Source organism: Sphingobium sp. PNB (assembly GCF_019873065.1).
In the GTDB taxonomy this organism is placed as follows: domain Bacteria; phylum Pseudomonadota; class Alphaproteobacteria; order Sphingomonadales; family Sphingomonadaceae; genus Sphingobium; species Sphingobium fuliginis.
Genome location: NZ_JAINEZ010000120.1, coordinates 1 through 12808 on the forward strand (window position 1 = coordinate 1; position 12808 = coordinate 12808).

Below are 12808 nucleotides of genomic sequence, written 5' to 3' on the forward strand. Positions count from 1 at the left end.
GGGCGGGTTTCGGCCGCTCCCGCATTTCCAGATGGGTGACGATCGTCGCGATCCGGTCGTCGGGAACGGGCGTCAGGCCCATGCTCAGCTCCAGCTCGCCATCGGCGGCAGGCTCATCAGGATCGCGTCGACATTGCCCCCGGTCTTCAGCCCGAACAGCGTGCCGCGGTCATGCACCAGGTTGAATTCGGCGTAGCGGCCGCGCCATTCGAGCATGCGGGCATGATCCTCCCGCGACCAGCTTTCCCCCATGCGCCGCCGGACGATGGGCGGGAAGGCCTTGAGGAACGCCTCGCCCACGTCCCGCGTGAAGGCGAAATTCGCGTCGAAATCGCCCTCCAGATGGTCGTAGAATATTCCGCCGACGCCGCGATGGACGCCGCGATGCGGAATGAAGAAATAATCGTCCGCCCATGCCTTGAAACGGGGATAATAGTCCGGGTCATGGGCGTTGCAGGCGGCCTTCAGCACATCATGGAAATGCGCCGTGTCCTCCTCGCGCGGCAGGGGAGGGTTGAGATCCGCGCCGCCGCCGAACCAGCTTTTGGACGTCCTCAGATAGCGCGTGTTCATATGCACGGCGGGCACATGGGGATTGGCCATGTGCGCGACCAGGCTGATGCCGGTGGCGAAGAAGCTCGGGTCTTCGCTCGCGCCGTGGATGGTCCTGGCGAACTCCGGAGAGAAGGCGCCGCCCACGGTCGAGACGTTGACGCCGACCTTCTCGAACACCTTGCCCTTCATGACGCCGCGCACGCCGCCGCCGCCTTCGCCGGGCGCTAGGCCGGGCGCCTCCCGATTCCAGGCGATATAGTCGAAGCGGGCGTCGGACCCCGCCTCCCGCTCGATCGCCTCGAATTCGGCGCAGATGCGGTCCCTCAGCGATTCGAACCAGTCGCGGGCGGCTTGCTGTTGCGGGTCGAGCGCCAACGTCATTTTCGGTAACTCTGTCATTGCGGGAAACTTCCGGTCTGGCGAAGGGCCTCTGCTATCGCGATGCCCGTGGAAACGGCGATGTTCAAGGACCGAAAGCCCGGCGCCATCGGAATGCGCACGCGCACATCGGCCAGATCGCGCACGCTGTCGGGGACGCCGGCGCTTTCCGATCCCATCAGCAGAACGTCGTCGGCGCGGAATTCCACCTCCGGCAGGCGTTGCGAAGCATGGCTGCTCATCAGCATCAGCCGCCTCCCTTCGGCCCGGCGCCGGGCGTCGAACGCCTCGAAATTTGCATGCTGGGTGATGTCGGCGGCCGCCCCATAGTCCATCGCGGCGCGTTTCAGCTTCGCGTCGGAAAAGGCGAAACCCATCGGCATGATGATGTCCACGGGCACGGAAAAGCAGGCGGCAAGGCGCAGGATCGCGCCGACATTGCCGGCGATTTCGGGTTGATAGAGGGCGATACGCATGCGCCGCGCCATAGAACAGCGCGGTTAATTCTCCTAGCCTGTCTAAAAGGCTTGGCAAATGGCGCATCCTACGGTTATCAGGCCTGCAAACCGCGCCAGGGGGAAAGGCGCGCCCTTCTGCTTGGGCGCCGCGGCTCTCCCGATAACATAGCCATAATGGGCAATGCGGCGGGGTCAGGGACGTTCTTGCAAGGGTTGAGGTGCATGGCGATCGTTGAACATTTGGAGAGTGAGGGGGCGTCCGTCTCCGATGGAGGCGGCAGCGACGGTGTTCGCCGTCGCGATTTCATCAACATCGCCGCGGTGAGCTTCGCCGGGGTCGGTGCGGTCGCGGTGGTCATACCGCTGGTCGATCAGATGAACCCCAGCGCCGACGTGCTGGCGCTCGCCTCGACGGAGGTCGACCTGTCCTCCATCCAGCCGGGCCAGGCGATCAAGACGACGTTCCGGTCGCAGCCGCTGTTCGTCCGGCACCTGACCGACAAGGAAATCGCGGAAGCCGACAAGGTCGATCCGTCCAGCCTGCGCGATCCGCAGACGCTGGAGGAACGCACCGTCGACGGCAAGAAGCAGTGGCTGGTCACCATGGGCGTCTGCACCCATCTGGGCTGCGTGCCGCTGGGCGCGGGCGAGGGTGAGAACAGGGGCGAATATGGCGGCTATTTCTGCCCATGCCATGGTTCGTCCTACGACACCGCCGCCCGCATTCGTAAGGGCCCCGCGCCCAAGAACCTGGAAGTGCCGAAGTTCAGCTTCACTTCCGACACCGCCATTCTCGTGGGTTGAGGGGGACTGTCATGAGCTTTCCATGGGCTGAACATTATACTCCCAAGCATCCCGCGATGCAGTGGATCGACGAGAAGCTGCCCTTGCCGCGCCTCGTCTACAATGCCGTGGGCGCCGGTTATCCGGTGCCGCGCAACCTCAACTATTTCTGGAACTTCGGCGTATTGGCCGGCCTCGCGCTGGTGATCCAGATCGTCACCGGCGTGATCATGGCGATGCATTACGGCGCCAACACGCTGGTCGCCTTCGGCACCGTCGAACAGACGATGCGCGACGTGAACGCCGGCTGGCTGATGCGCTATGCCCATGCCAACGGCGCCAGCTTCTTCTTCATCGTGGTCTATCTGCACATCTTCCGCGGTCTTTTCTTCGGTTCCTACAAGGCGCCGCGCGAAATGGTGTGGCTGCTGGGCCTCGTCATCTTCCTCCTCATGATGGCGACCGCCTTCATGGGCTATGTGCTTCCCTGGGGGCAGATGTCCTATTGGGGCGCGAAGGTGATCACCGGCCTGTTCGGCGCGATCCCCGTGGTGGGCGAGCCGATCCAGACCTGGCTGCTGGGCGGTTTCGCCCCCGGCAACGCGTCGCTCAACCGCTTCTTCTCGCTGCACTTCCTGCTGCCCTTCGTGATCGCCGCCGTGGTGATCCTGCACATCTGGGCGCTGCATATTCCGGGTTCCTCCAACCCGACCGGCGTGGAAGTGAAGGGGCCGCAGGACACTGTGCCCTTCCACCCCTATTACACCGCGAAGGACGGTTTCGGGGCGGGCGTGTTCCTGATCCTGTTCGCGGTCCTGCTGTTCTATGCGCCCAACTATCTGGGCCATCCGGACAATTATATCGAGGCGAATCCGCTTTCGACGCCGGCGCATATCGTGCCTGAATGGTATTTCTGGCCCTTCTACGCGATCCTGCGCGCCTTCACCGTGGACTTCTTCTTCGTCCCGGCGAAGCTGCTGGGCGTGCTGGCGATGTTCGCGTCGATCCTGCTGCTCTTCTTCCTGCCCTGGCTGGATACCTCCCCGGTGCGGTCGGGCAATTATCGCCCGACCTTCAGGAAGTTCTTCTGGATCCTGATCGTCGACGTGCTGATCCTGGGCTATTGCGGCGGCGCGCCGGCGGCGGAACCCTATGTGATGATCTCCCAGGTCGCGGCGGCTTATTATTTCGCCCACTTCCTGATCATCCTGCCGCTGATCTCGCGCTTCGAAAAGCCGCTGCCGTTGCCGAACTCGATCACCGAGGCGGTGCTTGGCCGCCATGCGATCGAGGGTGAGCGCGAGGCGCTTCCCGGCATGGGCAGCGATCCGCAGCCGTCGCACGCCGGTTAAGGGGGACAAGACTAATGATACGCATCGGCGCATTTCTCGTCGGCCTCTTTTTCGCGGGCTGGCTGCTGGTTTCCTTCCTGGTGGGCGCGGTGGCCTATGTCACCGAGCCGCCGGCGGTCACGGTGGAGCATGAATTCCACCGCGATCCCAAGCATGTCGCCTTCTCGTTCGACGGCCCCTTCGGCAAGTACGACCAGGCGCAGCTCCAGCGCGGTTTCCAGGTGTTCAAGGAAGTCTGCTCGGCCTGCCACAGCCTGAAGTTCGTCGCCTTCCGCGACCTCAAGGGCATTGGCTATAACGAGGCGGAGATCAAGGCGATCGCCAAGCAGTGGGCGATCAAGACCCCCGACGTCGACCCCAAGACGGGCGAAATGTCGACCCGCGATCCCATCCCGGCGGATTATTTCCCCAAGCCCTTCGCGAACAATGTTGCGGCGGCGGCGGCGAACAACAATGCGATCCCGCCCGATCTCTCGCTGATGACCAAGGCCCGCCATCACGGCAGCGCCTATGTCTATTCGCTGCTGACGGGCTTCCAGGCGCAGCCGGCCGAACTGCTGAAGGAATTTCCGGACGCGAAGACGCCGGAGGGGCTGCACTACAACCCCTATTTCGCGAACCTGAACCTCGCCATGGCGCCGCCGCTGACGGCGGACGGGCAGGTCACCTATGGAGACGGCACCAAGGCGACCGTCGACCAGATGGCGCAGGACGTCGCGGCCTTCCTGACCTGGACGGCCGAACCCAAGCTGGAAAACCGCCGTCGCGCGGGTCTGGCGACGATCTTCTTCCTGCTGATCGCGACGGGCCTGACTTATATGGCCTACCAGAATATCTGGGCGGACAAGAAAAAGGCCGCCTAAACGGGGTCTGGAACAAAACATCGGAGGGGGCGCGGGAAACCGGGCCCCCTTTTCTTATAAGGGCGAAGATGAGCGCAGACAGCCTGGCGGCCCTGGTCCGCACGATTCCCGATTTCCCCAAGCCCGGCATCCAGTTCCGGGACATCACCACATTGCTGGCGGACGCAGCCGGTCTCACTGAACTGGTCGAGCGGATGGCGGCGGTGGCGCGGCCGCTCGACCCGGCCTTCATCGTCGGCATCGAGGCGCGCGGTTTCATCCTTGGGGCGGCGCTGGCCCATGCGCTGGGGGTGGGTTTCGTGCCCGTGCGCAAGAAGGGCAAGCTGCCCGGCAAGACCGTCGGCATCGATTATGTGCTGGAATATGGCACCGACCGGCTGGAATTGCATGAAGGGCAAATCCCGGACGGGGCGCGGGTGGTGCTGGTCGATGATCTGATCGCGACCGGCGGAACCGCGCTTGCGGCGGCGCAGCTCGTCCGGGAGCAGGGCGCAACCGTGCTGATGGCGCTGTTCGCGATCGATCTTCCCGATCTGGGCGGCATGGCTGCGCTGGAAGCGGACGGCGTCGCGTCGGCGGCGATCATCGCCTTTGAGGGGCATTGAGGCGGTTCTGGTCAGGCGCCTCAGATAAAGGGGGAGAAAGGCCCTAGGGGCCAATCCAGGACATTCCCTCTTCCGCCAGCGGGAGGGGAAATGGCAGCAATCGGCCCATTGCGCCTTAAGAAGACCGCATCTCCTCAGCGCCCAAGCGCTCCCTCCAGCATATCGACCGCCTGTGCCAGACGCTCGTCCAGCAGCGCCAGCAACTGGGTCCATCCCAGCATGTCCGCCAATTCGCCCGGGCCGTCGGAAATGCCCCGCAGGCCCATTACCGGCACGCCAAAGCGCTGGCAGGCGCGGACGACCGCGAAGCTCTCCATGTCGACCATGTCCGCGTCGATCGTGGTATATTCGTCCCCGCCGACGATGTTCGCCCCCGTGGACAGCCGGGCGGTGCGAAGTTCCAGCGGCATGTGCAGCGCTATTTCGGCCGGGTGGTCGGAAAAGGGGGTCACGCCCTTCGGAAAACCGAGGCGGGAAGCGTCCATGTCCCGCCAGGAAACGCTGGCGACCTGATAGACCTCGCCCAGGGTGCAGATGCGCGATCCCGCCGATCCCAGCGAGACGACGAGGTCGGGCAGCGCGCCTTCCAGATCCAGCCGCTGGAGGGCAAGGCCGGTGTTGAGCGCGGCTTCCACCGGGCCCACGCCGGTCATCAGCGGGTCGAACCGGGCCCTGAGGTGAGGACCATATTCATCCTCCACCGCCATCACGAACAGGACGCGCTTGTCCGCGATCATTTTTCCCCGTGGCATGCAGTCCCCCCGATTCGCCGATGTTTCAAGGCAGGCGGGCGAGCAACGCGCTCATCCCGTCATGGATGGTCAGGCCGGCGGTCCCCTCGATCAGCCAGCATTCGCCCTGCCGCCACGGCTCGCCGTCGATCGTGCCAGCGCCGGCCAGCGGAATGAACCAGGCCATCTCTCCTTCGATCCGCTGCCCGGTGCCGGCTTCACCCTGCACCATGTCCAGGATGAAGGGCGCATCGCCGCCCGCCACCAGTCTTTCTTGCGCTGTCATCGGGACGACCCGGTCGGGCAGGGCATAGGGTGTCGCCACGCTGACGGCCATCGCCTCTTCCAGATGCAGTTCGCGTGGCCGGCCATAATCGTAAAGGCGGTAGGTCACGTCATTATTCTGCTGCACTTCCACCAGCGTCACGCCGCCGCCTATGGCGTGCACCGTGCCGGCAGGAATATAGTAGAAGCTGCCCGCCCGCACCGGCTTCCAGTCCATCAGCGCCTCGATGCTGCCGTCGAGGGCCGCTGTGCGCAACGCCTCTGCCGTCAGGTCGCGGGTCAGGCCGATTCCCAGCCGCGCATCGGGTTCCGCATCCAATATGTACCAGCATTCCGACTTGCCGCCCGCCAGCCCGCGTTCCCGCGCCTGCGCATCATTGGGGTGGACCTGAACCGACAGCTTTTCGCTGGTGAAGATATATTTGACCAGCAGCGGCAAAGGCCGCCCTTCTTCCTGCTCCGGCGGCGAGAACCAGACTTCGCCGACGCGACGGCCATCCGAAGGCGCGATGGCGGCAGGAATATCGATGCGGCCCCAGGGCTTTTCGACGCTATGGGCGAGCAGGCGGATCGTGGTCATGCGGTTCCTTATGAACGGTCGCTCCCGTCAGGCAAGGGCCTCCATCCGGAAAGGACGCACTATCGGGCTAGAGCCAATCGACATTCAGCCCTGACGGCCTGCAAATGACGCTTTTCCGTGCTTCCGGTGCTCACCTGCTTTGAGTAGGCTGCGCTCCGGGTCACGGAAAACCATCATTTTCGGCTCGTCATCTTCTGAATGTCGATTGGCTCTAGCGGTCAACGGAAGTGCGGGACATCCCACCTGCATCCGCCTTGCTGTCGAGATCGGAAACGGTCGGTATCGATCTTCCCGTCTGGAAGTTCGTTTATTGGTTTCTATATGAAACCGATCAGATCAGTGAGGATCAGGACATGAACCGGCCGATGAGAAGCGGCGCCGGCGGCGCACGCCCTGAAGGCCAGCGCCGCAGGGGCCATATGGATGATGCGATCGGCGTCCTTGGCCGGCGGATGGGGGGCGGGGTGGTTCCCCTGATCCTTCCCGTTCTGGCGACGATGGCGTTCCTGATGTTCTTCACGACGGTCTATCGGTGGGTCGACGATCTGCTGGTCGCCAGCGTGATCGCCATGGTCGCGCCGATGATGGTCCTGCCGCTGCTCCTCCGGCAGAAGGGCGTCAACTGACGCCCTCCGCGCTCAGCGCATCCATGGCCAAGGCCACGGCGCCCAAAGGACCGGCCTGATCGCCAAGCAGCGGCGTCATGACGATCCGGCCGATGCTGGAATCGTCGACATGCGGCAAATAGCCCCCAAGCTGGACGACGACGTTCCGACGGACCCTCGCCAGCAGACCGGTCCGCCCCATGCCCACGCCGCCGCCGATCAGCACCTGTCGCGCCGCGGTGCCCAGCAGGATGGTGGAGACGAGATGGGCGATGTCGCTGGCGACATCGTCCCATCGGGGGTCGGCGGGATCGATCTCATGGCCCGGCATGCCGAAGCGGTGGGCGAGCGCGGGCCCGGACACCAGACCCTCGATGCAATCGCCGTGAAAGGGGCAATGGCCCGCAAAGCCGTCGCCGGGAGCGCGCGGGACACGGATATGGCCGATTTCCGGATGCATGGCGCCATGGACGGTGCGGCCGTTGAACGCGAACCCTGCGCCCACGCCGGTCCCGATCGTGATGTAGCACAGGCTGTCGGAGGGCACCTTCCCCAGCGCGCCCGCGCCCCAGCGCAGCTCCGCCAGAGCGGCTCCGTTGACGTCGGTGTCGATCATCGCGGGGCAATCGAAGGGCGCGGTCAGGGTGCCGAATATGTCCGCGCCCGCCCAGCCGGGCTTGGGCGTGGGCAGCATGACGCCGAAGTCCGGGGCGCGGCGGTCGAGCCGAAGCGGGCCGAAGCTGCCGATTCCGATGGCGGCGATGGGCGCCTCCGCATGCCAGCGTTTCAGCACCGCGACGGCTCTGGAGAGCGTCTCCCGCGGCGTCGTGGTCGCTATCGTCTCCCGGTCGACAATCGTCCCGCCGCGCGCGCGGAGCACCAGGACCTTGGTCCCGCCGAGTTCGATTCCGGCCAGCATCGGTTCAGCATCCATCATCGCCGTCCAATCATATTGCCCCAGGCCCTGCAAGTTCGGATCGCACCGTCATGCGTGGCCCAATTCAACATTTGTACAATGGGATGGCGGCTTTTCCATTGCCGACCGCTATCAGGGCGGGAAGAACAAGGCAGGGCGCGACGAACGCAACCCGATGATTTGGAGGCAATGGATCATGATCCGGCAAAACCCGTGCTTCAACCCCGTGCCGGTTGCCGCCCGATGAGGGCGCCGCTGCTCATCTGCGCGCTGCTGCTGACGGCTTCGGCCTGGCCCATCGCTGCGCAGGCGCCTGCCGATCCGCTGGCCTTCGTCGATCCGCTGATCGGCACCGGCCCGGAAGGCCACACTTTCCCCGGAGCCTCCGCGCCTTTCGGCATGGTCCAGCTTTCGCCCGATACCGATACGACCTGCCAGGTGCGCGACTGCTATGCCCATGCGGCGGGCTACAGCTATCATGATCCGACGATCCAGGGATTCAGCCACACCCATTTCTCCGGCGCGGGCCATTCCGATCTGGGCGACATATTGGTGATGCCGCAGACGGGCGCCGTTCGGCTCGATCCGGGCGATCCGAAACAGGCGGGCTCCGGCTATCGCCAGCGCTTCTCACACGATAGCGAGACGGCCAGGCCCGGCTATTATGCGGTGACGCTGGCCGATAGCGGCATCCGGGCGGAGCTGACAGCGGGCGAGCGGGTGGGCATCCACCGCTATGCCTTTCCGGCGGGGCGGGAGGCGCATCTGCTGATCGACCTGCGCTCCTCTCTTTACGATTATCCGGGCAAGATCCTCTGGTCCGGTCTGCACCTCCACCCGGACGGCACGCTGACGGGCTTTCGCGAGACGCGGGGATGGGCGGCGGGCCGCAAGCTGTTCTTTGCCATGCGTTTTTCCGCACCCCTGAAGGATCATGCCTTTATCGACCGGGACCAGGCGGTTCCCTATAAAGGCTTCCAGGCGCCGGGGCGGGGCAGCGACGCGCTGGCCGAGAAGCTGGGCAAGGCGCTGGAGGCAAGGCTCGACTTCGGCAGGCTCGATGGCCCGTTGGAGGTCCAGGTCGCGCTTTCAGGGGTGGATGAGGGCGGGGCCATCGCCAATCTCGATGCCGAAGGCGCCGGTTTCGACACCGTCCGGAGGAGGACCGAGGATGCATGGCGGCAGGCGCTCGGGCGGCTGGAGATGGATGCGCCGGAGCCGATGCTCAGGAATCTCTACACCGCGCTCTACCATACGCTGCTGGCGCCCAGCATCTGGAGCGACGTCGACGGCCGCTATCGGGGGCCGGACGATCAGGTTCATGCGGCGAAGGATTTCACCTTTCGCTCGACCTTCTCGCTCTGGGATACCTTCCGCGCTGAACATCCCCTGCTGACGCTGGTCGAGCCGGAAAGGACGACCTCCGACGTCGTCAACTCGCTGATCGCCAGCCGGGAACACAGCCCGCACGGCATATTGCCGGTCTGGCAGTTCGCCGGGCGGGAGACATGGACGATGATCGGCTATCATGCGGTGCCGGTGATCGCGGACGCCTATCTGAAGGGCTTCAGGGGATTTGATCCTGACAAGGCGCTGGCCGCCATGGTCGCCAGCGCGGACTACGCGCCCTATGGCGGGCTGGGCGACTATATGAAGCTGGGCTATGTGCCCATCGACCGGGAACCGGAGGCGGCGTCGAAGACGGTCGAATATGCCTATGACGACTGGGCGATCGGCCGCATGGCGCAGGCCATGGGGCGCGGCGATGTGGCGAAGCGCTTCCTCGCCCGTTCGTCCAACTGGCGCAACGGCTTCGACGTCGGGAGCGGCTGGCTGCGGGCGCGCAAGGCCGATGGCAGCTTTCGCACGCCGTTCGATCCGGCCGCGATCAACTATGGTTCGGATTATACGGAGGGCAATGCCTGGCAATATAGCTGGTTCGTGCCGCAGGATCAGGCGGGGCTGTTCCGCTTGCTGGGCGGCGACGCCAGGGCGATCGCGAAGCTCGACGCCATGTTCGACTATGATGTGTCGAAGCTCGACTACAGCCATGCGGAGGATATTGCCGGGCTGATCGGGCAATATATCCATGGCAACGAACCCAGCCATCATGTCGCCTATCTCTATGCTTATGCGGGCGCGCCCTGGCGGACGCAGGCGCGGTTGAAGCAGATCGTCGAGAGCCAGTACAAGCCGACACCCGACGGACTGTCTGGCAATGACGATCTGGGGCAGATGTCGGCCTGGCTGCTGTTCACGGCGTTGGGCTTCTATCCCGTGACGCCGGGATCGAACCAATATGTCATCGGTCGCCCCTTCGTCCGCCGCGCGGTACTGACGCTTCCCAACGGCAAGCGCTTCACGGTGGAGGCGGAAAATCTGTCCGCCGCCAATGTTTATGTGGGTGCGGTCGAACTAAACGGACGGCCGCTGCGGCGAAGCTGGATCGCGGACGGGGAGATCCGCAAGGGCGGGACGTTGCGCTTCACCATGCAGGCAAAGCCGAACCGGGAATGGGGGAGGGGAGCGGGAACCCGGCCCTATTCGCTTTCTACCGCGCCAGCTGAGCGGTGATGGGCGTGGCAAGGATTGAACTTGCGATGCCTGCGATGTCAAGGCAAAGGTTCGCATAAAGTTTTTCGTTCGAAATCAAATCAGTAGGAATTGAGTCTGGCATGCGTGCCCAAAATTTGCACAATTCGTCCACAGTTGAATTTCCTTCAGATTTTGCATCATCTTGGATGACTGCCTTAGACTCCTCAGATAGTCGATGTCCGTATCTGTTTCTACCCTGGTCCATAGCTGGAAAATGCTTGCGCGGTTTAAGCCACTTTCTTTCTCATACTATTCCAGGATGCTGGCGGTCATCTTGGTCGCATCATAAGCGGCGAGGGTCTACGCCTCAGGCCGCACCAGGCAGTGTCGACGAAGGGCTATCAAAAGCATGCCGGCAGGAACCTCGACGAGAGCGTAGGCGGACCAGCAAACCGTCCTTCAGCGCCCTGTTGGAAGAACAGCGGCGAGAATCGCCGACACCCAGCAGGTTAGCCAGTTAGCTCCCGCTAAAGATTCGTCCAGCGAGGGTCATTGTCCAACCTGACCTGCGAGCGCGCCCATAAAATTCCAGGTACTTCCGGATAGGTAAGTTTCAAAAATTTATGGAAGCGCCTTCTGCTACTGCCCTTTCTCCAGCCCATCCGACAATTTCGTAAGTTTCAGAGCTAAATCGCTCCGGCGAAAAACCTTAGCTGTCTGCCATTCGCCGTAGATTCTTCCTCTCACAAGTTAACGCATTTCGGAGTTCAGCAAATGGCATTGCTCCGCGTTTGGACGCTTGCGTAAACAAAAGCAGAAGCGCCGTCATTATGCTGATCGCCAGTCCGGCCTTCTCCTGCCAGATCGTCAACCGCTCGATGCGGTAGATGCCAGGCTGGGCGTCAAAGCTGATCAGGGGGCCTTTGTGTGGGACGGGCGACCCGTCTCGCGTCACGCGCCAGATCGGAAAATCCGCCTTATGAATTGTGATGTGCCCGGCTGCCCTGACCCGAATTTCGTTCCCACGCGGTAGCGCCCGAAATTTCCGCACGTCCGTCCAGCGATATTCTTTCTCTACCAGCGAAATATCGAAACCTTTCGGAAGATATTCCGGTGCGTCCGGTTTGATCCGGTCGATGAGAGCATAATCCACCGGATAGTTGAGTGCGTCCAGCGTCCTCGAGAACATGAGAGCATAGGCAAAAACGAGAAGAGCCGCGCCTGCTGCAAGTTCCATTCGGATGCGGTGCAATCGACAGGACAACAGTGCCGTGATGGCGGTAAATTCGACGATACCCATCATGCGCCAGGGAAATTGCGTTTTGTTGAGCAGTGGAATGTCCCACACAAAAGGCATGAGACGCACAGCTGCTAGCGCACCGATAATCGTCAGCACTGTCCAGAAGGATCGTGCCGGCCATGCGAGGATAACGAGCGCCAATGCTGGGCCTGTAAACATGGTGAAGTTCGTGTTGTTGATCGACCAATCCGTCGCTTGATAACCCGGTCCCCAAAGTAAGACGGTGGAGATATGGTCCTGAAGCGTTGCCGCCGGCAGCAGAAAGAAGGCGGACAGCCCCAAAGCGATCACGCCTGCCAGAGCACCGGGTATAAATGCCCTCGGTTCCAGCCAGATGCGCCGGAGCATCAGTGGCCCGATCAGGAAAACCCCGGTCAGCACCGCCAGCGGCAAATGGGTGATGATAAGGCCGCCATAGGACAGCGCTAGCAGGAGAAGTCCGCGCCGATGCGGTAGCCGTTCTATCCCGAGCGCGATCAGCGGTAGCCAGACGAGGGCGGCAAATTCCGCCAGCGCTCCTCGCACATGGAAGTTATAGAGATGATAGGGTGCGAGCATGTAGAGAATGGCGCCTAGGAGCGGGTAGGTGCCCCGCGCCGATAGCCAGGCATGCATGGTAAGGCCCGAGGCGATCAACAGCAGCAGTCCAGCACCATTTATGGCCTGGGAAACCGTAAGGCCCAGTGCGTGGAGTCCGCCCGACACCCAATAGGCAAGGGGTGGGTAGAAATAGAAGGTTGGGGCGCCTAGTCCCTCAAAACTTTTCGGCAGCCAACGCTGCGCGGCGACTGACAGGATGCGAGCGTAGCGACAATCAAGATGAGAATCGGTTGTTGGGGTGTCGGTGAAGGGCGGAGGGCGT

The 12808-nt window shown here is 63.1% G+C and carries 12 protein-coding genes and 1 pseudogene; 6 read left to right on the forward strand and 7 right to left on the reverse strand.

What is annotated here, in order from left to right; translation table 11 throughout:
* The 3 genes and pseudogenes from K7W03_RS28260 to K7W03_RS24630 form a co-directional block, all read right to left on the reverse strand.
* A pseudogene (locus tag K7W03_RS28260) lies at positions 1-82 on the reverse strand (GNAT family N-acetyltransferase); the annotation flags it as partial.
* A 2-nt stretch (positions 83-84) separates the two neighbouring features.
* Complete coding sequence (gene hemF, locus K7W03_RS24625) at positions 85-936, reverse strand: oxygen-dependent coproporphyrinogen oxidase (RefSeq protein ID WP_222887588.1); 852 nt, start codon at positions 934-936, stop codon at positions 85-87.
* 14 nt (positions 937-950) lie between these two features.
* A complete protein-coding gene (locus K7W03_RS24630; RefSeq protein ID WP_037482177.1) occupies positions 951-1421 on the reverse strand; it encodes a tRNA (cytidine(34)-2'-O)-methyltransferase in 471 nt (156 codons plus the stop codon).
* Positions 1422-1613: 192 nt separating this feature from the next.
* Here K7W03_RS24630 and petA point away from each other — a divergent pair, with 192 nt between their 5' ends.
* From petA to K7W03_RS24650, 4 genes are all read left to right on the forward strand, one after another.
* Positions 1614-2195, forward strand: a complete 582-nt coding sequence (gene petA / locus K7W03_RS24635) for a ubiquinol-cytochrome c reductase iron-sulfur subunit (RefSeq protein ID WP_025548526.1) — start codon at positions 1614-1616, stop codon at positions 2193-2195.
* An 11-nt stretch (positions 2196-2206) separates the two neighbouring features.
* Complete coding sequence (locus K7W03_RS24640) at positions 2207-3526, forward strand: cytochrome b (RefSeq protein WP_044660304.1); 1320 nt, start codon at positions 2207-2209, stop codon at positions 3524-3526.
* 14 nt (positions 3527-3540) lie between these two features.
* Positions 3541-4389: a cytochrome c1 gene (locus tag K7W03_RS24645; protein ID WP_222887586.1), complete on the forward strand. Its 849-nt coding sequence runs from the start codon at positions 3541-3543 to the stop codon at positions 4387-4389.
* A gap of 68 nt (positions 4390-4457) precedes the next feature.
* Complete coding sequence (locus K7W03_RS24650; protein ID WP_025548522.1) at positions 4458-4994, forward strand: adenine phosphoribosyltransferase; 537 nt, start codon at positions 4458-4460, stop codon at positions 4992-4994.
* A gap of 134 nt (positions 4995-5128) precedes the next feature.
* On the opposite strand, the gene K7W03_RS24655 is transcribed toward K7W03_RS24650, so the two are convergent.
* Together K7W03_RS24655 and K7W03_RS24660 are read right to left on the reverse strand one after the other, a co-directional pair.
* Positions 5129-5731 carry a 5'-methylthioadenosine/S-adenosylhomocysteine nucleosidase gene (locus tag K7W03_RS24655; RefSeq protein WP_222887589.1) on the reverse strand — a complete coding sequence of 201 codons (603 nt, stop codon included), beginning with the start codon at positions 5729-5731 and terminating at the stop codon, positions 5129-5131.
* A gap of 40 nt (positions 5732-5771) precedes the next feature.
* Positions 5772-6590 (reverse strand): class I mannose-6-phosphate isomerase, encoded by an 819-nt coding sequence (locus tag K7W03_RS24660; protein ID WP_103000818.1) that lies wholly within the window; start codon positions 6588-6590, stop codon positions 5772-5774.
* Between the two features lie 353 nt (positions 6591-6943).
* Between K7W03_RS24660 and K7W03_RS24665 the strand changes: the two genes are divergently transcribed.
* Positions 6944-7216: a hypothetical protein gene (locus K7W03_RS24665; RefSeq protein ID WP_226870480.1), complete on the forward strand. Its 273-nt coding sequence runs from the start codon at positions 6944-6946 to the stop codon at positions 7214-7216.
* Here the strand turns inward: K7W03_RS24665 and K7W03_RS24670 are convergent.
* Positions 7209-8114, reverse strand: coding sequence for an ROK family protein (locus K7W03_RS24670; protein WP_222887590.1), 906 nt, complete (start codon positions 8112-8114; stop codon positions 7209-7211). The genes K7W03_RS24665 and K7W03_RS24670 overlap by 8 nt on opposite strands.
* 240 nt (positions 8115-8354) lie before the next feature.
* Between K7W03_RS24670 and K7W03_RS24675 the strand changes: the two genes are divergently transcribed.
* Positions 8355-10685, forward strand: coding sequence for a GH92 family glycosyl hydrolase (locus K7W03_RS24675; RefSeq protein WP_222887591.1), 2331 nt, complete (start codon positions 8355-8357; stop codon positions 10683-10685).
* 670 nt (positions 10686-11355) lie between these two features.
* Here K7W03_RS24675 and K7W03_RS24680 read toward each other — a convergent pair.
* Positions 11356-12808: YfhO family protein (locus K7W03_RS24680; protein WP_222887587.1), on the reverse strand; the 1453-nt coding region annotated here is incomplete at its 5' end.